The organism is Streptomyces sp. A2-16 (assembly GCF_018128905.1).
Classification (GTDB): Bacteria; Actinomycetota; Actinomycetes; order Streptomycetales; family Streptomycetaceae; genus Streptomyces.
On record NZ_CP063808.1, the window covers coordinates 2,950,616 to 2,971,481 of the forward strand.

Consider the following 20,866-nt stretch of genomic DNA (forward strand, 5'->3'; position numbering starts at 1 on the left):
AAGCTCCAACTGATGTACTCCCTGCCGTCCACGAGATGACAGAGGAACACAGGGGGAAGCCATGTCCGACTCACCGGTCGCGCTCATCACCGGCGGCGGCAGCGGTATCGGCGCCGCGGTGGCGCGGCAACTGCTCGACGCGGGGCACCGGGTGGCCGTCACCGGGCGCGGCGAGCCGCGGCTGCGCGCCTTCGCCGAGGAACTCGGCGACCCGGAGGGCCTGTTGACGTTCGTCGGCAACGCCGCCGAGTACGGCGACATCAAGGCCGCGGTCGACGGCACGATCAAGGAGTTCGGCAGGCTGGACACGGTCGTCGCCAACGCGGGCTTCGCCACCCACGACACGGTCGCCGGGGGAGACCCCGCCGGGTGGACCGAGATGGTGCTGACCAATGTGCTCGGCCCCGCCCTCCTCATCCGCGCCTCCATCGACGCGCTCAAGGAGACCCGCGGCCGGATCGTGCTGATCGGCAGCGTCGCCGGGTTCATCCACGGGCCCGGCAACATCTACGGGGCGACGAAGTGGGCGGTGACCGGGCTCGCCGAGAACGCCCGCCGTGAGGTGACCGAGTTCGGCGTCGGCGTCACCCTGGTCGCACCCGGCCGTGTGGAGACACCGTTCTGGGACAGCTACGGCAGCCTGCCGCCCGGCCACCTGCTCACCGCCGACCAGATCGCCGACTCGGTCGTGTGGGCCGTACGGCAGCCGGAGGGCGTCGACATCAACACGGTCGTGGTACGGCCGATCGGGCAGCCCGTCTGACGGACGGCGCCGAACGCACGACGGCCGGCGGTGCGTCCCCAGGCGTGGGGGACGCACCGCCGGCCGAACCGGTGTGCCGTCAGGCGGCGTTGAACGTCGACGGGTCCGGGCCGGTGCGCCGGTCCTCGTTGAGCGCGCTGATCGCCGCCAGGTCCTCGGTGTCCAGGCTGAAGTCGAAGACCTCGATGTTCTCCTTGATCCGGGACGGGGTCACGGACTTGGGGATCACGACATTGCCGAGCTGGAGGTGCCAGCGCAGCACGACCTGGGCCGGGGTGCGGCCGTGCTTCTGGGCGATGGCCACGATCGCCGGGACCTCAAGGAGGCCCTTGCCGGAGCCGAGCGGCGACCAGGCCTCGGTGGCGATGCCCTGCTCCGCGTGGTACTCGCGGGCCGCGTGCTGCTGGAGGTGCGGGTGCAGCTCGATCTGGTTGACGGCCGGGACGACGGACGTCTCGGCGATCAGCCGCTCCAGGTGGTCGGGTTCGAAGTTGGAGACACCGATGGCGCGGATCCGGCCGTCGGCGTGCAGCTTCTCGAACGCCTTGTAGGTGTCGACGTACAGGTCGCGGGCGGGCGTGGGCCAGTGGATCAGGTACAGGTCCACGTAGTCCAGGCCGAGCTTCTCCAGCGAGGTGTCGAAGGCGCGCAGGGTCGAGTCGTAGCCCTGGTCGCTGTTCCAGAGCTTGGTGGTGACGAAGATGTCCTCACGGGCCACTCCGGACGAGGCGACGGCCTTGCCGGTGCCCACTTCATTGCCGTAGATCGCCGCTGTGTCGATGCTGCGGTACCCGGCCTCGAGCGCCGTGGCGACCGCGCGCTCAGCCTCGTCGTCCGGCACCTGCCAGACGCCGAAACCCAGCTGGGGCATCTCGACGCCGTTGTTGAGGATGATCGGGGGGACCTTGCTCACGAGCTCTTGATCCTTACGGTTGTCGTCAGGTGGTACTCCCATCGTCAACGATCACGAGCCGCGATGCATTCCTGACGGCGGAATCCGTCCGAACTGACCCGCCGGTCAGCAGGCGATGGCCGAAATTGGCCGGAAATGCATCCGACCTCTTCGGTACAGACCATTGACCACTCACGGTCCTGCCGCGACTCTGGATCGCGCCGAACGGGCGGAATCCTGAACTCAGTTCATGGATATGAACGTGCGTTGGCTTTCATCCGATGTTTCCCGTGTCTCCTGGCTCACGGAGAGGGAGGAACATGAGACGCCGTCGTCTTCGCGCAGCTCTGACGACCCTTGCACTCGCCGCCGCGACCCTGGTCGCCCTGCCGGCCGCCGCACCCCCGCCCACCGGCCCCTTCGCCGATCCGCGTCCGGACCGGGACTGGTCCGTCGCCGTGGTCGACTCCACCATGGCCCGCTACACGCCGAGCACCATCGGCGGCTGGTCCTACCCGGTCGGCCTGTACCTCTACGGCCAGTACCTCACCTACCGGCGCACGCACGACGCCCGCTACCTCGCGTACATCAAGAGCTATGTCGACCGATTCGTCGGCGAGGACGGTTCCATCGGCCAGTCGTTCAACAGCCTGGACAGCATGCAGGCGGGCCGGCTGCTGGTGATCCTCCACCACGAGACGGGCGAGGCCCGCTACCGCACGGCCGCGCGCAAGATCCTCGACCGTCTCGCCACGTATCCGCGCACGGAGGACGGCGGCTTCTGGCACGCCGACACCGCGAGCCGCGCCCACCAGCTCTGGGCGGACGGCGTCTACATGGTGAACCCGTTCCTCGTCGAGTACGGCGAGGAGTTCGGCGGGAGCGGGGGCACGGACGCCGAGGCGGTGCGGCAGCTCGCCGTGTACGGAGGCCATCTCCAGGTCGCCAACGGGCTGCTGAGGCACGCCTACGACGAGTCGAGGAGCGTGAGCTGGGCCGATCCGGAGACCGGGCTCGCCCCCGAGCACTGGTGCCGGGCGGTCGGCTGGTACTCCATGGCGCTCGTCGACGTCCTCGACGCCGTCCCGGCGGACCAGCCCCGTCGGCCCCGGCTCCTCGCGATCCTGCGGAAGCTGGCGGCCGGCCTGGAGAAGTACCAGGACCCGGCGACCGGCCGCTGGTTCCAGGTGATCGACAAGGGCGGACGGAGCGACAACTGGACCGAGACGTCCTGCTCCAGCATGTTCACCTACGCCCTCTCGCGCGGCGCCCAGCAGGGATACCTGGACCAGCATTTCCGGGCCGTCGCACACCGCGGCTACCAGGGCGTGCTCGCCAGGCTCTCGGTCGGCTCCGACGGACGCACCGACCTCGCCGACATCTCCATCGGCACCAACGTCGGCGACTACGCGTACTACGTCGCCCGGACCCGGGCCACCAACGACTTCCACGGCCTGGGCGCGTTCCTGATCATGAACGAACAACTGCGAGGTGATTAGTGTCATGAGCACATCACGACGGGCGCTGCTGGGTGCCGCGCTGGGCGGGGCCACGGCGGCCGCGGTCGGTCTGCCGCAGGCGACCACCGCCCACGCCGCCTCCTGGCAGCAGAAGTGGGCCCCCTCCGCGAGCGGCGACGGCCTCGGCGCCTTCGAGACGATCGAGGACGACCGCGCCGACTCGCACTCCGCCGGACAGCCGCACATCTACGCCACCGGCAACAACTGGCGCTTCGACATGCACACCGTCGACCGTGACACCTCCACCGACCGCCAGCGCCAGGAGGTCACCGGGCTGCGCAACGGCAGCGGCGGCAACTACCTGAAGTGGACGAAGGGCCAGACCTGGCGGCTCACCTACTCGATGTACATCCCGAGCTCCCTGAAGGCGACCACGACCTTCACCCACATCATGCAGATGAAGCAGCCCGGCAGCGGCACCTCGCCGATCGTCGTGCAGTCCCTGCGCCGGGTGAACGGCCGGCAGACCATCGAGCTGAAGCTCGCCATCGACGACATCCTCGTCGGCCGCACCGACCTGGAACCGCTGCACGACAAGTGGACCGACGTCGACTTCCAGATCAAGGTCGGGGACGGCTCGTCGGGTTCGGTCCGCTGGATCCTGAAGTCCGGCGGCTCGACCGTCGTCGACGCGTCCAAGACCGGTGTCGACACCTTCCTGGCCGACCGCGTCCGCCCCAAATGGGGCATCTACCGCTCCCTCGGCGACACCTCCGGCTCCCTCCAGAACACCTACCTGCTGCTCACCAACCTGCGCGGCTACCAACTCGTCTGAGGAGCCGTCATCTTGAAACCCCCCACCGACCCACGCTTCCGCTCCCGGGCAGCGGCGATCGTCCTCCTCGTCCTCGCCGTCGTCCTCGGGCTCGGTCACCCGGCGGCCCCGGCCCCGCAGGACCCGCCCCGGGCCGCCGCCGTCTTCGACGTACGCGACTACGGAGCCAAGGGAGACGGCTCCGCCAACGACACACCCGCCGTCAACAAGGCGATCAACGCGGCGAGTTCGGCGGCGGACGGCGGAGTCGTCCGCTTCCCGCCCGGTGACTACAGGTCGAAGAACACCATCCACATGAAGAGCCATGTGACGCTCCAGCTCGACAAGGGCGCCACCCTCCAGGGCTCCGGCGCCGACACCTACGACAAGGCCGAGTCCAATCCGTACGACGCCTACCAGGACTACGGGCACAGCCACTTCCACAACGCGATGATCCACGGCGACCGGCTGACCGACATCGGCTTCGTCGGCCAGGGCGTCATCGACGGCATGGGCAACCTGATCACCGGCAACCCGAAGTCCGGCGAGGCCGACAAGATCATCTCCCTCACCCGGTGCGACGGACTCACGATCGGCGACGGCCTCACCCTCCGCCGCGGCGGCCACTTCGCGGCGCTCGTCAACGGCTGCAAGAACGTGATCTCGGACCACCTGACCATCGACACCGCGAGCGACCGCGACGGCTGGAACATCATCTCCACGACGGACGTCACGGTGACGAACGCGAACATCAGGGCCAACGACGACGCCCTGGTCTTCAAGAGCGACTACGCCCTCGGCGCCAAGCTCTCCAACGGCCACGTCCGCGTCAACGACAGCTTTCTGTCCGCCCGTTGCTGCAACGCCCTCATGTTCGGCTCGGAGACCTGCGGCGACTTCTCGGACTACCGGTTCGAGAACATCCGCATCGACGGCGCCGACAAGTCCGGGCTCGGCATGGTGTCGATGGACGGCGCGAAGATCTCGGACGTCCACTACCGCGACATCACGATGACGAACGTCCACTCGCCGATCATGCAGAAGATCGGCACCCGAAAGCGGTGCGGCAACAGTCCCGGTGTCGGATCGATCAGCGACATCACGTACGACGACATCACGGCCACCGGCAGCAGTCCGTCCTTCAGCCCGACCCTGTGGGGCGAGAGCGGCCACCGCATCAAGGGCGTGACCTTCGACAACGTCGACATCACGGTCCCGGGCGGCAACGGCACCATGTCCACCGGTGTGCCGGCCAACGACCCGAAGGACTACAACCCCAAGGCCATCGGCACCCGGCCGGCCTACGGCTGGTACCTCCACAACGCCGACGACATCCGCTTCACCGACAGTTCGGTGACGTTCGCCGCGGACGACGGCCGCCCGGCGTTCATCGCCGACGCGGCCGACGGCATCCGGCTCACCCGTTTCACCGCGCGCAAAGGCGGCGGCTCCCCGTTCGACGTGGGCTTCCAGAACGTCACGGGCGGCTGTCTCACGGACAGCCACAACACGTCCGGCGGCGCCCTGCGCATCTCGGGAGGCCAGGACTGCGGTACGGCGGTCGAACCGCTGGATCTGGAGAACCCCCGCCAGGATTTCCTCCGCGCCTCGGTGGGAGGGCTGTTCCTGCACTGGGGCCTGCGCACCGCGCCCGCCCACACCAGCTGCACCGCCTGGGAGAGCGACGTCACGAACGGCGGCTGGAACGCCGACTACTGGGTGAAGGAGGCCCAGAAGCTGCACACCCAGTACCTGGTCCTCGCCACCTTCCACAGCCGCCTCGGCTACGCCCGCCCCTGGCCGTCCGCGATCCCCGGATCCTGCTCCACCCGGCGGGACTTCCTCGGCGAGCTGATCACGGCCGCCAAGGCCAAGGGGATGAAGGTCGTCCTCTACATGACCAACGACCCCCAGTGGCACGACGAGGGCGGCCACGAGTGGCTCGACTCGGCCGCCTACTCCGCCTACAAGGGCAAGAACGTCGACCTGACCACCAACGACGGCTTCGGGCAGTTCAGTTACGACAACTTCTTCGAGGTCATGGACCGCTATCCCGAGCTCGGCGGCTTCTGGATCGACAACGACAACGCCTACTGGGAGAGCCACGACCTCTACCGGCAGATCTACGAGAAGCGTCCGAACTACACGCTCAGCAACAACAACGAGGACACGCCGATCATGGACATGATCAGCAATGAGCAGAAGACGGGGATGACACCGGCGTACGACTACCCGCAGGCCGTCTACACCTCCCAACCCCGGCTCACCGAGGCGGACTTCAAGCTGCCGTCGAGCGGTGCCTGGTGGTACGACGGCTCGAACCCGTCCGTCGACCGCGCGCTCACCCTCGGCCGCCTGATCACCAACGCGGGCTCGTCGGTGAAGGCGCTCATGGCGGAGACCGCCCAGGTCAACGGCAAGTTCCCGGCCAACCAGACCGCCTTCAACACCTTCGCCGACTCCTACCTGGACCCGATCTGGGAATCCCTGCACGGCACCGAGGGCGGTGGCTACATGTACGGCGGCCTCAAACCCGGCGCCTGGAACGACGGCGCGTACGGCGCCACGACCATCGCCAAGGGCGACCCGGACCGGCAGTACATCCATGTCCTCACCCCGCCCAGCACGTCCACCCTGCGCATCCGCGACAACGGCTACCGCGTCGCGTCGGTCACCAACCTCCGTACGGGCGCAGCGGTTTCGTGGTCGCAGTCGGGCGGCGTACTCACCCTCACCGGCCTCGGCGCCTGGGACCCGTACGACACGGTGTTCAAGGTCACCACGGCCGGCCGCCAGGGCATCCTCACCGGCGTCAAGGTGAGCGCGAGCGCCTCGGCGAGCGGACATGCCGGCTCGGCCGCCGGTGACGGTGACCACCGCACCTACTGGGACAGCGACAAGACCCTCCCGGTCAACCTCACCTTCGACCTCGGCAGCTCGAAGAAGGTCCAGTACCTCGGGCTCAACCAGCGGGAGGACTCCGTGGCCTACGCCCGCTCGGACACCGAGCAGTCCGCGCGGATCAAGGACTACAAGGTGTATCTGAGCGCCGACGGCTCCACCTGGGGCAGCCCGGTGAAGACCGGCCAACTGCCGAGCCGCCGCGGCATCCAGGGCATCGACCTCACCGCGGCCAACGCCCGCTACGTCCGCCTCGAAGTCGACTCCACCTGGGCCGCCGCCACCGACACGAGCCGCTACAAGCGGCTGCGGATCGACGAGGCATGGATCGGCACGTCGTACGCCACACCCGCGAACGGGGGACAGTCATGATCGGAATCAGATCGCTCACGGCCACGGTGACGGGCCTGCTCCTCGCCGCGACGGTACCGCTCGTGGGCACCGCCCAACCGGCGGCCGCCTCCGACAACGGCCAGTCCGTCCGGCCCGCCATGGGCTGGTCCAGCTGGAGCTTCGTGCGCCGCACGCCGACCGAGGCGAAGATCAAGGCGCAGGCCGACGCGCTGGTCGCCAGTGGCCTCAAGAACCACGGTTTCGCCTACGTCAACCTCGACGACTTCTGGCAGAAGTGCGACTCCAACGGCTTCGTCGTCGACTCCTACGGCCGTTGGGCCGTGGACACCGCCAAGTTCCCGTCCGGCATCAAGGCGCTGGCCGACTACGTCCACTCCAAGGGCCTGAAGTTCGGCTTCTACGTGACGCCCGGCATCGCCAAGAACGCCGTCACCAAGAACACCCCGATCGAGGGGACCTCGTACCACGCGAAGGACATCGCGGACACGTCGAGGACGGAGAAGAACTACAACTGCAAGAACATGTACTACATCGACTATCAGAAGCCGGGTGCCCAGGAGTTCGTGAACTCCTGGGCGCGGCAGTTCGCCTCCTGGGGAGTCGACTACCTCAAGATCGACGGAGTGGGCAGCCATGACGTCCCCGACGTCCAGGCATGGGACAAGGCGCTGCGCTCCACCGGACGGCCGATCAACTTCGCGCTGTCCAACAACCTTCCGATCGCGGACGCCTCCACCTGGAAGAGGCTGGCGAACAGCTGGCGCACACAGGGCGACGTGGAGTGCTACTGCGGTCCCGGTGACAACGGCAGCGGCTATCCGCTCACCGACTGGTCGCACGTCTCCTCCCGCTTCAACACCGCGGCCTCCTGGCAGCCGCACGCCGGTCCGGGCGGCTGGAACGACCTCGACTCCCTGGAGATCGGCAACGGCGACCGGGTGGGCCTGACCGCCGACCAGCGCCGGTCCCACTTCACCCTCTGGGCGATGGCCGCCTCACCGCTGCTGCTCGGCACCGACCTGACCGATCTCGACCCGGTCGACAAGGCGATGCTGACCAACGACCGCCTCATCGGGGTCGACCAGGACGGCGTCGCCGCCAAGCGGATCGTGAACAGCGGGGTCAAGCAGGTCTGGAGCAAGAAGGAGAGCGACGGCCAGTACGTGGTGGCCCTGTTCAACACCGGTACGTCCGGCAACGCGACGGTCGCCGTGGACTGGTCGCAGGTCGGCTTCTCCGGCTCCGGTGACGTCACCGACCTGTGGTCCGGCTCGCACAAGGGCGTGATCGCGGACTCCTACAGCGCGACCCTGCGCCCGGGCGAGACCCGGCTGATCCGCGTGAAGCCCGTCAACTCCCTGAAGAGCGCGGCGGCTTCACCGGGCATGGCCGTCGCCCCCTACGAGTACCTCGGCTGGGGCAACCCGCAGAACCCCACCTCGGTGATGTCGGCGACCGGCGTCAAGTGGTTCACCCTCGCGTTCATCCTCTCCGACGGCGGCTGCAACCCGAAGTGGGACGGCTCGCGCCCGCTGACCGGCGGCACCGACCAGTCGAGGATCGACGCGATCAGATCCGCCGGCGGTGACGTCATGGTCTCCGTCGGCGGCTGGAGCGGGAACAAGCTCGGCGAGAAGTGCTCCAGCGCCTCGGCGCTCGCCGGCGCCTACCAGAAGGTGATCAACGCCTACCGGCTGAAGGCCCTCGACATCGACATCGAGAACACCGAGTGGTCCAACGCGACCGTACGGCAGCGGGTCGTCGACGCGCTGAAGACGGTCAAGGCGAACAACCCGGGCCTGAAGACCGTCATCACCTTCGGCACCACGACCAGCGGCCCCGACGCCACCGGCGTCGACATGATCAAGCGGGCGGCGAACTCGGGCCTGGCGAACGACGTGTGGTGCATCATGCCGTTCGACTTCGGCGGCGGCGCCACGAACATGGGCACCCTGACCACGCAGGCCATGGAAGGGCTCAAGGCGCGGGTCAAGTCGGCGTACGGCTACAGCGACGCCACCGCCTACGCCCACATCGGGCTGTCCTCGATGAACGGCAGGACCGACGACTCCGGTGAGCGCGTCCGCGTCGCCGACTTCAGGACCATGCTCGCCTACGCCCAGCAGCACCACATCGGGCGCCTCACCTACTGGTCCGTCAACCGCGACCGCCCTTGCGCCTCGGGCACCGACGGCGACTCGTGCAGCGGTGTGACGCAGCAGCCGTACGACTACCTCAAGGTCTTCACCCAGTACACGGGCTGAGGGGAACAACCGTGAAAACAAACAGACTTCTGCCCTACGGCCTCGCCGCCGCCCTCGCTCTGCCGCTCGCCGGCCTGAGCCAGGGCAGCGCGCTCGCGGCCACCGACTACCAGGCGGAGGACGCGACCGTCGTGCAGGGCACGGTGGCCACCAACCACACCGGCTACACGGGCACCGGCTTCGTCGACTACACCAACGTCATAGGCTCGTACGTGGAGTTCACGGTGAGCGCCGCCTCGGCGGGCACCACGGCCGTCACCTTCCGCTACGCCAACGGGACCGCCACCGACCGCCCCATGGACATCTCCGTGAACGGCACGGTCGTCGCGCCCGCCGTCTCCTTCCCGGCCACCGCCGACTGGAACACCTGGGCCACCAGGACCGTCGACGTCCCGCTCACCGCGGGCTCGGGCAAGATCCGCGCGACCGCCACCACCGCGGGCGGCGGTCCCAACCTCGACCGCATCGGCGTCGCCGCCGCCACCGACTCCCAGGCCCCGAGCCGCCCCGGGCAGCCCAGTTGCTCCGACATCGGCGAGGACGGACTCACGCTCGCGTGGGGCGCCGCCACCGACAACGTGGGCGTGACGGCGTACGACCTCTACGAGCACGGCAACAAGATCGGTGAGGCGCCCGGCAGTTCGACCAGCAAGGCGCTCACCGGCCTCACCCCCGGCACCACCTACAACCTCACCGTCATCGCCCGGGACGCGGCCGGCAACACGTCCCCGGCGAGCCCCGTCGTCGACTGCACCACCAAGGCCAGCTCCGACACGACCCCGCCGACGAAGCCCGGCACCCTGTCCGCGGCGGACGTCACGGCGAACAGCGCCGCCCTGAGCTGGGGTGCCTCCACCGACAACCGGGCGGTCGCCGGCTACGACGTGCGCAGTGACACCACCGTCTACAAGTCCGTCACCACCGGCACCTCGACGACGTTGACCGGGCTGGCCTGCAACAGCCCGTACAGCCTGAACGTCGTCGCCCGGGACGCGGCCGGCAATGTCTCCCCGCCGAGCAACACGGTCACCTTCACCACCAAGGCGTGCGCCACCGACGGCGGTGTCCCGTCCTCGGTCGCCACCCTCTCCTCGGGCTGGACGATCCCCTGGGGCGTCTTCTGGCTGCCCGACGGCAAGAGCGCGCTGGTCACCGAGCGGGACGACTTCCGGGTCTGGAAGGTGACCAAGGAGGGCACGAAGACGCAGGTCGGGACCGTCCCGAACGCCGTCACCACCAACGGCGAGGGCGGACTGCTCGGTGTCGCCGTCGACCCGAAGTGGGAGACGAACCACCGCGTCTACTTCATGCACACCGCGTCCGAGGGCAACCGCGTGGTCCGCATGACGTACGACGGGACCGCCCTGAGCGACTACACGGTCCTCCTGCAGGGCATCAAGAAGAACCGCTACCACAACGGCGGCCGCCTCGCCTTCGGCCCCGACGGCTACCTGTACGTCTCCACCGGAGAGGCCCAGACGCCCGATCTGGCGCAGGACAAGAGCTCCCTCAACGGCAAGATCCTGCGCATGACCACCGACGGCAGGCCGGCCCCCGGCAACCCGTTCGGCACCTACGTCTACAGCCTCGGCCACCGCAACCCGCAGGGCCTCGCCTTCGACCGCAACGGCCGTCTGTGGGAAGCGGAGTTCGGCAACAGCTCCAAGGACGAACTGAACCTGATCAAGCCCGGCGCCAACTACGGCTGGCCGGTCTGCGAGGGCGCCTGCTCCACCGCGGGGATGACCAACCCGAAGGCCACCTGGAACGTCTCGGAGGCCTCGCCGAGCGGCATCGCGATCGTGCGCAACGTCGTCTACATGGCCTCCCTGCGCGGCGAGCGGCTGTGGAGGATCCCGATCACCGGGGACAGCGAGAGCGTCGGCACGCCGACCGCGTACTACGTGGGCACCTACGGCCGGCTGCGCACGGTCACCAAGGTGCCGGGCGCCGACCAGCTGTGGCTGTCGACCACCAACTGCGACAACAACGGAGGAGCGGCGGACGGATCGGACAAGATCTTCCGCGTGACCATCAGCTGACAGCCCGTCAGGCCGACGGAACGGGGTGACAGGCCGTCAGGCCCGGTACAGGGCCTCGACCTCGTTCGCGTACGCCGTCTCGATCGCCTTGCGCTTGAGCTTGAGCGACGGCGTCAGCAGCCCGTGCTCCTCGGTGAAGGGCTGTGCCAGGATACGGAAGGTGCGGATCGACTCGGCCTGCGAGACCAGGGTGTTGGCGGCGACCACCGCGCGCCGCACCTCGGTCTCCAGGTCGGCGTCCCGTACCAGCTGCGCCGGGGACATCCGGGGCTTGTCGCGCATCCCCAGCCAGTGCTCGACGGCCTCCTGGTCGAGGGTGACCAGCGCGGCGACGTAGGGCCGGTCGTTGCCCACCACGATGCACTGCGAGACCAGCGGATGGTCGCGCACCCGCTCCTCCAGCACACCGGGGGAGACGCTCTTGCCGCCGGAGGTGACCAGGATCTCCTTCTTGCGGCCGGTGATGGTGAGGTAGCCGTCCTCGTCGAGGGAGCCGAGGTCACCGGTGGCGAGCCAGCCGTCGTGCAGCGTCTCGTCGGTGGCCTTCTCGTTGTTGAGGTACCCCTGGAAGATGTTGGCGCCGTAGAGCCAGATCTCGCCGTCGTCCGCGATGTGGACCGTCATGCCCGGGATGGGCTGCCCGACGGTGCCGTAGCGGGTGCGCTCGGGCGGGTTGGCGGTGGCGGCCGCCGTCGACTCGGTGAGGCCGTAGCCCTCGTAGATGTGCACACCCGCGCCGGCGAAGAACAGCCCCAGTTTGCGGTCCATGGCCGAACCGCCGGTCATGGCCTGCTTGATGCGGCCGCCCATCGCCGCCCGCATCTTGGAGTACACGAGCTTGTCGAAGAGCTGGTGCTGCATCCGCAGCCCCGCCGAGGGGCCGGGCCCGATGCCCCAGGCCTTGGCCTCCATGGCCTCCGCGTATTTCACGGCCACGTCGACGGCCTTCTCGAACGGCCCGGCCTTGCCCTCCTTCTCGGCCTTGCGGCGGGAGGCGTTGAACACCTTCTCGAAGATGTACGGCACCCCGAGGAAGAACGTCGGCTTGAACGCGGCGAGGTCCGGCAGCAGGGCGGCCGCGTTCATCTGCGGCTGATGGCCGAAGCGGACCCTGCCGCGGATCGCCGCGACCTGCACCATCCGCCCGAAGACGTGCGCGAGCGGCAGGAACAGCAGGGTCGCCGCCTCGTCGCCCTTCTTGGAGTGGAACACCGGCTCCCAGCGCTCGATGACGGTGTCCGCCTCGTACATGAAGTTGCCGTGGGTGATCACACAGCCCTTGGGGCGGCCGGTGGTGCCCGAGGTGTAGATGATCGTCGCGACCGAGTCCGGGGTCACCGCCTGCCGGTGGCGGTGCACCACCTCGTCCTCGATGGCGGTGCCGGCGTCGTACAGCTCCTGCACCGCGCCGGAGTCCAGCTGCCACAGCCGGTGCAGCTGGGGCAGCCGGTCGATGACGGTGGCGATCGTCATCGCGTGGTCCTCGTGCTCCACGATCGCCGCCGTGCACTCGGCGTCGTACAGCGCCCAGAAGCACTGCTCGGCCGAGGAGGTCGGATAGACCGGCACCACCTGTGCGCCGATCGTCCACAGCGCGAAGTCGAACAGCGTCCACTCGTAGCGGGTGCGGGACATGATCGCGACCCGGTCGCCGAAGCGGATGCCCTGGGCGAGCAGTCCCTTGGCGAGGGCCATGACCTCGTCACGGAACTCGGCGGAGGTCACGTCCCGCCACCGGCCGTCCCCGTCCTTGCGGCCGAGGGCGATGTGCACGGGGTCGTTCTGGGCATGCTCGAAGACGACGTCGGCCAGTCCGCCCACCGGGGGTGCCAACGCCAACGGAGGGTTGGTGAACTCGCGCAAACCCCGCTCCCCGCTCTCCCTGGCGCTCAGTGACGCTCCGCACAGCGCCGTGAAAGCTACCCCACCCACGCATCCGACGGGAGAGGGGCCGAAGCCGAGCGGTGCTCAGGTATGGCCTGGTCAGTACCGGAAAATACCCTCACATGGGGAAGGGTCGGACACAAAGCTGACGGTTGCGTAAGCTTTGACGCCGTAATCTCCACTGAATCTGTACGACCCGACGACGGCTCGGGATCTTGGTGAAACGGTTATTCGCGAGGTGGCGTCGTCACATCGCGGCCTCTCCTCACTCAGCGCCACCGGCCCGGAATTTGTCACTCCGTTCCGTGGGCGACCCGCGGTGCCGCGCCGGCCCTCAGCGCCGGTGCAGCCGGTCCCCGCCCGCCAGGATCGCGGAGGCGAGCGCGTCCGCCGCCCCCTGCGCGGCCGTGCGCCGCGGACCGTGCACCAGCACGAAGTCGACCTGCCCCAGCTCCGGCAGCCCGGACCGGTCGGGCACCCGCACCAGCCCGGGCGGCACCAGGCCCCGCGAGTGCGCCATCACCCCGAGGCCTGCCCGCGCGGCCGCGATCAGTCCGTTGAGGCTCCCGCTGGTGCACACGATCCGCCACTCGCGTCCCTGTCGCTCCAGGGCCTCCAGCGCCAGCATCCGGGTGATCCCGGGCGGGGGGTAGACGATCAGCGGCACCGGGCGGTCGGCGTCCAGGCGCAGCCGCTCCGCCCCGATCCACACCAGCCGGTCGTGCCACACCAGCTCGCCCCGGGGATCCTCCGGCCGCCGCTTGGCGAGGACGAGGTCCAGCTTTCCGGCGGCCAGCCGCTCGTGCAGCGTCCCCGACAGCTCCACCGTCAGTTCCAGGTCCACCTCGGGATGGTCGTACCGGAAGCCCTCGAGGATCTCGGGCAGCCGGGTGAGGACGAAGTCCTCGGACGCCCCGAACCGCAGCCGCCCCCGCAGCCGGGTGCCGGTGAAGAACGCCGTCGCCTGGTCGTGCACCTCCAGGATCCGGCGCGCGAACCCCAGCATCGCCTCGCCGTCCTCCGTCAGCTCCACGGAGTGGGTGTCCCGGGTGAACAGCAGCCTGCCCGCGGCGTCCTCCAGGCGCCGTACGTGCTGGCTCACCGTCGACTGGCGCAGCCCGAGCCTGCGGGCGGCCTGCGTGAAGCTCAGGGTCTGCGCCACCGCCAGGAACGTACGCAACTGCGACGGGTCGTACATACCGCGAGCTTATCGCGGAACGTGATGACAGTCAGAGTGGTATGCGGGATTCCCGATCAAGGAGTGAAGGAGGACGATGGAGGGGGACCCCCCGTCCTGAGGGAGGTGCCCGCATGTCCATGTACCGCCGTCGAACACGAGCAAGTGGAGCACCGTGAAGCGCCTGAAGTGGCCGGCCTGGATGCCGGTCGACCCGTACATCCTGCTGCTGCTCGGCACCGTGGGCCTCGCGGCCCTCGTACCGGCACGCGGGACCACCGCGGACGTGGCCTCCGGAGCCTCCACGGCGGCGATCGCCTTCCTCTTCTTCCTGTACGGCGCCCGACTCTCCACCCGTGAGGCCCTGGACGGCCTCAAGCACTGGCGGCTCCACGTCACGGTCCTCGCCTGTACGTTCGTGATCTTCCCGCTCCTCGGCCTGGCCGCCCGCGGACTCGTCCCGGTCTTCCTGACGGACCCGCTCTACCAGGGCCTGCTCTTCCTCACGCTGGTGCCCTCCACCATCCAGTCCTCGATCGCCTTCACCTCGATCGCCCGCGGCAACGTGCCCGCCGCGATCTGCGCCGGCTCCTTCTCCTCCCTGGTCGGCATCGTCATCACCCCGCTCCTCGCGGCCGCCCTGCTCGGCAGCAGCGGCGGCGGGTTCTCCGCCGACTCGCTCCTGGAGATCGTGCTGCAGCTGCTCGTGCCGTTCCTGGCGGGCCAGTTGACGCGCCGCTGGATCGGCGGCTTCATCACCCGTCACAAGAAGGTCCTCGGGCTCGTCGACCGCGGCTCCATCCTGCTCGTCGTCTACACCGCGTTCAGCGAGGGCATGGTCCAGGGCATCTGGCACCAGGTGAGCCCGCTCAGGCTCGGCGGCCTCATGGTCGTCGAGGCCGTGCTGCTCGCCCTGATGCTCACCCTGACCTGGTACGGCGCCAAGGCGCTCCGCTTCGACCGCGGGGACCGCATCGCCATCCAGTTCGCGGGCTCCAAGAAGTCCCTCGCCTCCGGACTCCCCATGGCCAGCGTGCTGTTCGGTGCGCACGCCTCGCTCGCGGTGCTGCCGCTGATGCTCTTCCACCAGATGCAGCTGATGGTCTGCGCGGTGATCGCCAAGCGCCGCTCGCACGACCCTCTTACGGAGGACGCCGGGGAGACCGGGGAGTCCGGAGAGGTCAGCGCGCCGGAGTCAGCCGCAGGGTCACGAACCGCGGTCGGTACAACGACACGTTCCGGTTGAGCTGCGCCGAAGCGACCGCGGTCTCCAGCCAGTTGACGTCGTAGCTGAGCACCAGCCGCCCCCCGCCGCTGAGTTCGAGGTGCGCCTGCGGGTTGTAGGCGGCGACCTGGCCCGCGGGCAGGGGCGGGGCGAAGTCCTTCTCCGGACCGTGCCACGGCCCGGTGGGGGAGCAGGCCCAGTACGAGGTCACGGCCGCGAGCCCCTTGGTCCCCGCGGCCATGGTGAACAGCACGTACGTGCCCTCGTGCCGTACGACGGAGAAGGCGCTGCCCACCCCGGTGCGCCTCCCGTCCCCGAGCACCGGGCGCGGGCGGGCACCGGTCGTCCAGGCCGAGCCGTCCCAGTACTCCCAGGCACCCGGCTCGGCCAGCGCGCCCCTGGGCACCCGGGCCACGTACGCCGAGGAGGCGGAGCGGGACGCGGCCTGGCCGTCGTCGCCCCCGAAGACGTACGTCCACTCGCCGTCCTCGACCAGCGTCGTGCCGAACAGCACCCGCCGGGACGGGTCCTGGACCCCCTGTTCGTCCAGGACCTTCGTGATCGACTCGACGCGCAGGTCCGGCAGCGAGAGCGTGGCGACCTCGGTGGCGGTCGGGACGCCGTAGATCCAGGGGGACGCGCCCGCCGTGCGCACCCACAGCAGGACCCGGACGACCTGCTCGTCCGAGCCGGGGGAGCGGGGCTCGACGCGGGCCGCGACCGGCCAGCGCCACTGGTTCGGGCCCGGGTCCGGGAACAGGGGCGCCGGGAGGGTGGACTCCAGGCGGCCGTCGCGCATCAGCACCGCCGAGTTGCGCACCAGGGGCGCGCCGGCGTCGCGCCAGGCGTGCGACTCGCCGAACGGGTTGGGCGGGCCGTACACCTGGCCGAGATAGGTGTCGGAGAACAGCCACAGCAGCCGTCCGTCGGGCAGCCGCACCGAGTGGGTGCCGTCGCCGCCGGTCCAGTCGTCGGCGCGGCCGGCGTCGTCGCCGTAGCGTGCGAACTCAGCGGTGAGCCGGTCGTCCGCCGACCAGGAGGCGACGGTACGCGGTGTGCAGCCGCCCGCGTCCCGGCCGTCGCCGTCCGGGAGGGCGGTGATCAGCACGGCTGCGAGCACCAGCGCCAGCAGCAGTCCGACGCCGGTGCCGGTCCGCTGCCGTGCTCGTGCGTCCTCGGGCACGGTTGGCGACGTTAGCGGCTGTCGCGCACCTGGTCCATGGGGCAGCCACAGGGCGGGTCCCCGCAGTCGAGGGCCTGGCCCTCGGCGAACGCGAGGAGTGCCCGGGTGCGCCCGCACCCCGGCCCACGAGAACGACGCGCGTGTCCCGTCACGGGCGGAGTACGACCTTTCCGAGGTTGCGCCGCGACTCGATCACCTCGTGGGCCCGCGCCGCGTCCTCCAGGGCGAACTCCCCGTGCACGACGGGGCGAAGGGTGCCGTCCGTGAACATCCGCCACAGCTCCCGCCGCCACCGCTCGTACAACTCCGGCCGCTCACGGGCGATCCGCGCCATCTGGAAGCCCGTCACGGACTTGGCGCCGACGAGGAGGTCGTACGCCCGGATCGTCCCGCCGCCCGAGCTGTACGCCACCAGCCGGCCGCCCGGGACCAGTGCGGTCAGCGCCGGGGTGAGCAGCTCGCCGCCGACCGCGTCGAGGACGTAGTCGACGGGCTCTCCCCAACTGCCGTCCGTGTACAGGGCGGTGGCGTCGGCGCCGAGTCCGCGCACGAAGGCCCCCTTGGCCGGATCGGAGACCGCGCCCACGACCCGGGACGCGCCCCGGGCCCGCGCGAGCTGCACGGCGAGGTGACCGACCCCGCTCGCGGCCGCCGTGATCAGTGCCGTCTCTCCCGGCTCGGGGCGCGCCGCCTCCAGCGCGCCGAGCGCGACCAGCCCGCTGCGGACCAGGGCGACGGCGTCGACCGCCGAGGCGGCGTCGGGGACGGGGGAGGCCATGGCCTCGTGCAGCAGCGCGAAGTCGGCGTAGCCATGGCCGAAGCACAGTCCCGTGACCCGTTCGCCGGGGCGGAAGCGGGTGGCCCCGGTGCCGACGGACACCACCTCACCGGCGAGCTCACCCCCGAGCGGCACCGGTTCGGCGGCCTCGGTCACCTTGCGGACGACCGGGAGGGTGACGCCGACCGCCTCGCAGCGCACGAGCAGCTCGCCCGGGCCCGGCTCGGGGACGGGTGCCTCCTCCAGGAACAGCGGGCCACCCGTGGACTCGTAGCGGACGCGACGCATCGACCGACCTCCCGTGGATTCATTGGTGTTCCCAACGATAGGCGCGCGGTCGTTGGGAAGTCCAATGAGTTCTGGTTAGGGTGGCCGCATGGCCGAAGCACCCCTGCCCGCGATCCGCTCCCTCCCCAGCTGGCTCCTCGGCCGTGCCGCCGCCCGCGGGCGGGCCCTGGTCGCCGAGGCGCTGGCCGCCGAGGACGTGAAGATGTGGCACCACGTGGTGCTCTCCGCCGTCCGCGATCTCGCCCCCGTGGCCCAGGCCGACCTCGGCCGCGCCGTACGGCTCGACCCCAAGGACCTCGTCGGCGTCCTCAACGACCTCCAGTCCGCCGGTCTCGTCCTGCGCGAACCGGACCCGCGCGACCGCCGCAAGAACGCGGTGTCCCTCACGGACGAGGGGGCACGCCTGCTGAAACGCTGCGAGAAGGCAGCCCGCGAGGCCAACGACGAGCTGCTGGCCCCGCTCTCGGCGGCCGAACGCGCACAGTTCATGGACCTGTTGATCCGGATCTCCGGTACGGAGGGCTGATGACGGATAACGTTCCGTCATGACCGGACCCCTCGCGCTCGATCCCGCACGCAGCGCCCTCGTACTCGTCGATCTGATGGACCGGATCGTCGCGCTGCCCCTGGAGCCCCGCAAAGGCACCGAAGTCCTCGCCGCCGCAGAGGAGTTGACGACCGCCTTCCGCACGGTCGGCGCACCTGTCGTGCTCGTGCGCGTCGAGCGGCCCGGTGTCACCGACCAGCCGCCCGGCAGCGGCCTGGTGGCCGGTCTCGCCCGGCACGGCGACATCGAGATCGTGAAGCGGACCATCGGCGCCTTCCAGGGCACCGACCTGGACGCCGTCCTCCGCGAACGCGGCGTCACCACGCTGGTGCTCGGCGGGATCGCCACCAACCTCGGCGTCGAGTCCACCGCCCGCGCCGCCCTCGACCTCGGCTACGACCTCGTCTTCGTGGAGGACGCCATGGCCGCCTTCACCGCCGCCGAGCACGAGTCCTCGACACGACTCGACTTCCCGCGGCTCGGCACGGTGGTGACGGTGGATCAGGTGCGCTTCGTGGCGGGGTGAGGGCGGATGGGGTTCGCTTCGTGACGGCATGACGGCATGACGGCATGACGGCGAATCAGCGGCGTGTCGTGGCCGGGTGACGGCTGATCAGGTGCTGAGCCCTCAGACCAGTACCGTCCCGCCGTCCACGACCACCACCGAGCCGGTGCTGAAACCGCCGCGCATCAGATACAGATACGCCTCGGCGATCTCCTCCGGCTCGCCGACCCGGCCGACGGGGAGCGACTCGGCCGCGGACGCGAACAGGCCGTCCCGCTCCTGCGTCGGCAACTCCCGCCACAGCTCGGTGCGGACCACCCCGGGCTCGACCACGTTGACCCGGATCGGGGCCAGCTCCAGGGCCAGGGCCCGCGTCAGCGACTCCATCGCCCCGGCCAGACCCGCCACCACACTCGTCCCCGGCATGGGCCGGCGCGCGACGGTGCCCGTGGTGAGCACGACCGACCCGCCCTCGCGCAGCAGCGGTGCCCCGTGCTTGACCGCCGTGATCGCGCCCCACAGCCGTGTGTCCAGGAAGCTCCGCGCCCGGGCGAGGTCGGTGTCCGCCAGCGCCTGGAACCGCAGCGGTTCGCCCGCCGTGAAGACGAGGTGGTCGAAGGCGCCCGTCCGCGCGAAGAAGGCCTGCACGGCCGTCTCCGAGGTGACGTCGAGGACGTCCCCCGCGACCCCCTGCGGCAACTGCTTCAGCGCCGCGTCCACACTCTCCCTCCGACGCGAGGCGACCACCACCTCGGCCCCTTCCCGCGCTGCCGCGTCCGCCACCGCCAGACCGATGCCCGATGTGCCGCCGACCACGACGATCCGCTGTCCCTGCAGGCTCATGCCATTCCCCTTCCGTGGGTCTCGGCTCCAGCCTGCGGGCACCCCCACCGTGCCGTCCAAGACCTCTTTCGGCGTCGGCGATACCCTGGAGGTATCGCCGAGGGAAAGGACGGCCATGGACCTCGACCTGCGGAAAGTGCGCTATTTCGTCGCTGTGGCCGAGCTGCTGCACTTCGGGCGCGCGGCCGAACGGCTGCACATCGCCCAGCCGGTGCTGAGCCGTCAGATCAGGTCCCTGGAGAAGGACTTGGACGCGGATCTGTTCCACCGCGACAGCCATGGCGTCACCTTGACCCCGGCCGGACGCCAACTCCTCGACGACGCCCGGAACCTCCTCGCCGCCGCGCACGCCACCCGGCGCCGGGTCCACCGCGCCGCCCACGGCCCGCACCGCCTCGTCGTCGGTTTCCGGGCGGGCATCGTGCTGTCCCAGGCCCTGCGCTCCTTCTGCGCCGCCCGTCCCGACATCGCCGTCGAGGCCCGCCGGGTCGAGTGGGACGACCAGGAGGACCTCATACTCGACGGCACCGTCGACCTCGCCTACGTACGGCCGCCGGTCCGGGAACGCGGCCTGGAGCTGCTGCCGCTGTTCACCGAGAACCGCGTGGTGATGCTCCCCGCGGACCACCGGCTCGCGGGCAAGCGGGAGTTGCTCCTGGCCGACCTGGAGAGCGAGCCCCGGCTGCGGTACGCGGACCCCGGCCCCGACGACGTCCCGATCCGCACGATCGAGGAGAAGTTCGAGCGTGTCGTGGCAGGTCAGGGCATCACCCTCGTCCCCGAGTCCGTGGCCCGGCTGTACTCGCGGCCCGACATCACCTACGTGCCCGTCCCGGACGCGGAGCCCGACCAGGTGCTCCTGGCCTGGGAGGCGAACCGGAGATCGCCGCTCGTCGAAGCGTTCGTCGAGGCCGTGGTCGAGGGGCTGAAGGGCTGAGGGGCTGAA

General features: G+C 69.9%; 16 protein-coding genes. 10 read left to right on the forward strand and 6 right to left on the reverse strand.

What is annotated here, in order from left to right:
- Positions 1-61 precede the first annotated feature (61 nt).
- Positions 62-763, forward strand: coding sequence for an SDR family oxidoreductase (locus IOD14_RS13305; protein ID WP_212670326.1), 702 nt, complete (start codon positions 62-64; stop codon positions 761-763).
- Positions 764-842: 79 nt separating this feature from the next.
- Here the strand turns inward: IOD14_RS13305 and IOD14_RS13310 are convergent, their stop codons facing one another.
- A complete protein-coding gene (locus IOD14_RS13310; protein WP_123994357.1) occupies positions 843-1,718 on the reverse strand; it encodes an aldo/keto reductase in 876 nt (291 codons plus the stop codon).
- A 257-nt stretch (positions 1,719-1,975) separates the two neighbouring features.
- On the opposite strand from IOD14_RS13310, the gene IOD14_RS13315 reads away from it, so the two are divergent.
- The 5 genes from IOD14_RS13315 to IOD14_RS13335 are packed head-to-tail and all read left to right on the forward strand — an operon-like array spanning position 1,976 to position 11,490.
- Complete coding sequence (locus IOD14_RS13315) at positions 1,976-3,154, forward strand: glycoside hydrolase family 88 protein (protein ID WP_212670327.1); 1,179 nt, start codon at positions 1,976-1,978, stop codon at positions 3,152-3,154.
- Positions 3,155-3,158: 4 nt separating this feature from the next.
- Positions 3,159-3,950: a heparin lyase I family protein gene (locus IOD14_RS13320; RefSeq protein WP_212670328.1), complete on the forward strand. Its 792-nt coding sequence runs from the start codon at positions 3,159-3,161 to the stop codon at positions 3,948-3,950.
- A 12-nt stretch (positions 3,951-3,962) separates the two neighbouring features.
- Positions 3,963-7,202 carry a glycosyl hydrolase family 28 protein gene (locus IOD14_RS13325; protein WP_249125909.1) on the forward strand — a complete coding sequence of 1,080 codons (3,240 nt, stop codon included), beginning with the start codon at positions 3,963-3,965 and terminating at the stop codon, positions 7,200-7,202.
- The gene (locus tag IOD14_RS13330; protein WP_212670329.1) at positions 7,199-9,448 is read left to right on the forward strand and encodes an alpha-galactosidase; all 2,250 of its coding nucleotides are present in this window, start codon (positions 7,199-7,201) and stop codon (positions 9,446-9,448) included. The genes IOD14_RS13325 and IOD14_RS13330 overlap by 4 nt, the downstream gene beginning before the upstream one ends.
- Positions 9,449-9,459: 11 nt before the next feature.
- Positions 9,460-11,490, forward strand: coding sequence for a PQQ-dependent sugar dehydrogenase (locus IOD14_RS13335; protein ID WP_212670330.1), 2,031 nt, complete (start codon positions 9,460-9,462; stop codon positions 11,488-11,490).
- Positions 11,491-11,526: 36 nt separating this feature from the next.
- On the opposite strand, the gene IOD14_RS13340 is transcribed toward IOD14_RS13335, so the two are convergent.
- Positions 11,527-13,353: an AMP-dependent synthetase/ligase gene (locus IOD14_RS13340; protein WP_123994352.1), complete on the reverse strand. Its 1,827-nt coding sequence runs from the start codon at positions 13,351-13,353 to the stop codon at positions 11,527-11,529.
- 355 nt (positions 13,354-13,708) lie between these two features.
- Positions 13,709-14,572 carry a LysR substrate-binding domain-containing protein gene (locus tag IOD14_RS13345; RefSeq protein ID WP_123994351.1) on the reverse strand — a complete coding sequence of 288 codons (864 nt, stop codon included), beginning with the start codon at positions 14,570-14,572 and terminating at the stop codon, positions 13,709-13,711.
- Between the two features lie 181 nt (positions 14,573-14,753).
- On the opposite strand from IOD14_RS13345, the gene IOD14_RS13350 reads away from it, so the two are divergent.
- The gene (locus IOD14_RS13350; protein ID WP_212673266.1) at positions 14,754-15,797 is read left to right on the forward strand and encodes a bile acid:sodium symporter family protein; all 1,044 of its coding nucleotides are present in this window, start codon (positions 14,754-14,756) and stop codon (positions 15,795-15,797) included.
- Here IOD14_RS13350 and IOD14_RS13355 read toward each other — a convergent pair.
- Entirely contained in the window at positions 15,733-16,959 is a 1,227-nt protein-coding gene (locus IOD14_RS13355; protein ID WP_212670331.1) for a DUF4185 domain-containing protein, read from the reverse strand. The genes IOD14_RS13350 and IOD14_RS13355 overlap by 65 nt on opposite strands.
- Positions 16,960-17,107: 148 nt before the next feature.
- Positions 17,108-18,025 carry a zinc-binding dehydrogenase gene (locus IOD14_RS13360; protein ID WP_212670332.1) on the reverse strand — a complete coding sequence of 306 codons (918 nt, stop codon included), beginning with the start codon at positions 18,023-18,025 and terminating at the stop codon, positions 17,108-17,110.
- Between the two features lie 88 nt (positions 18,026-18,113).
- On the opposite strand from IOD14_RS13360, the gene IOD14_RS13365 reads away from it, so the two are divergent.
- Positions 18,114-18,551, forward strand: a complete 438-nt coding sequence (locus tag IOD14_RS13365; RefSeq protein ID WP_123994347.1) for a MarR family transcriptional regulator — start codon at positions 18,114-18,116, stop codon at positions 18,549-18,551.
- A gap of 19 nt (positions 18,552-18,570) precedes the next feature.
- Positions 18,571-19,098: an isochorismatase family protein gene (locus IOD14_RS13370; protein ID WP_212670333.1), complete on the forward strand. Its 528-nt coding sequence runs from the start codon at positions 18,571-18,573 to the stop codon at positions 19,096-19,098.
- A 102-nt stretch (positions 19,099-19,200) separates the two neighbouring features.
- Here the strand turns inward: IOD14_RS13370 and IOD14_RS13375 are convergent, their stop codons facing one another.
- A complete protein-coding gene (locus IOD14_RS13375) occupies positions 19,201-19,920 on the reverse strand; it encodes an SDR family oxidoreductase (protein WP_212670334.1) in 720 nt (239 codons plus the stop codon).
- 115 nt (positions 19,921-20,035) lie between these two features.
- Here IOD14_RS13375 and IOD14_RS13380 point away from each other — a divergent pair, with 115 nt between their 5' ends.
- A complete protein-coding gene (locus IOD14_RS13380; protein ID WP_212670335.1) occupies positions 20,036-20,857 on the forward strand; it encodes a LysR substrate-binding domain-containing protein in 822 nt (273 codons plus the stop codon).
- Positions 20,858-20,866: the final 9 nt, after the last annotated feature.

Coding starts and splice junctions, on each gene's coding strand:
- IOD14_RS13305 (WP_212670326.1), top strand. CDS start 62: ATGTCCGACTCACCGGTCGCGCTCATCACCGGCGGCGGCAGCGGTATC.
- IOD14_RS13310 (WP_123994357.1), bottom strand. CDS start 1,718: ATGGGAGTACCACCTGACGACAACCGTAAGGATCAAGAGCTCGTGAGC.
- IOD14_RS13315 (WP_212670327.1), top strand. CDS start 1,976: ATGAGACGCCGTCGTCTTCGCGCAGCTCTGACGACCCTTGCACTCGCC.
- IOD14_RS13320 (WP_212670328.1), top strand. CDS start 3,159: ATGAGCACATCACGACGGGCGCTGCTGGGTGCCGCGCTGGGCGGGGCC.
- IOD14_RS13330 (WP_212670329.1), top strand. CDS start 7,199: ATGATCGGAATCAGATCGCTCACGGCCACGGTGACGGGCCTGCTCCTC.
- IOD14_RS13345 (WP_123994351.1), bottom strand. CDS start 14,572: ATGTACGACCCGTCGCAGTTGCGTACGTTCCTGGCGGTGGCGCAGACC.
- IOD14_RS13350 (WP_212673266.1), top strand. CDS start 14,754: ATGCCGGTCGACCCGTACATCCTGCTGCTGCTCGGCACCGTGGGCCTC.
- IOD14_RS13360 (WP_212670332.1), bottom strand. CDS start 18,025: ATGCGTCGCGTCCGCTACGAGTCCACGGGTGGCCCGCTGTTCCTGGAG.
- IOD14_RS13365 (WP_123994347.1), top strand. CDS start 18,114: ATGGCCGAAGCACCCCTGCCCGCGATCCGCTCCCTCCCCAGCTGGCTC.
- IOD14_RS13370 (WP_212670333.1), top strand. CDS start 18,571: ATGACCGGACCCCTCGCGCTCGATCCCGCACGCAGCGCCCTCGTACTC.
- IOD14_RS13375 (WP_212670334.1), bottom strand. CDS start 19,920: ATGAGCCTGCAGGGACAGCGGATCGTCGTGGTCGGCGGCACATCGGGC.
- IOD14_RS13380 (WP_212670335.1), top strand. CDS start 20,036: ATGGACCTCGACCTGCGGAAAGTGCGCTATTTCGTCGCTGTGGCCGAG.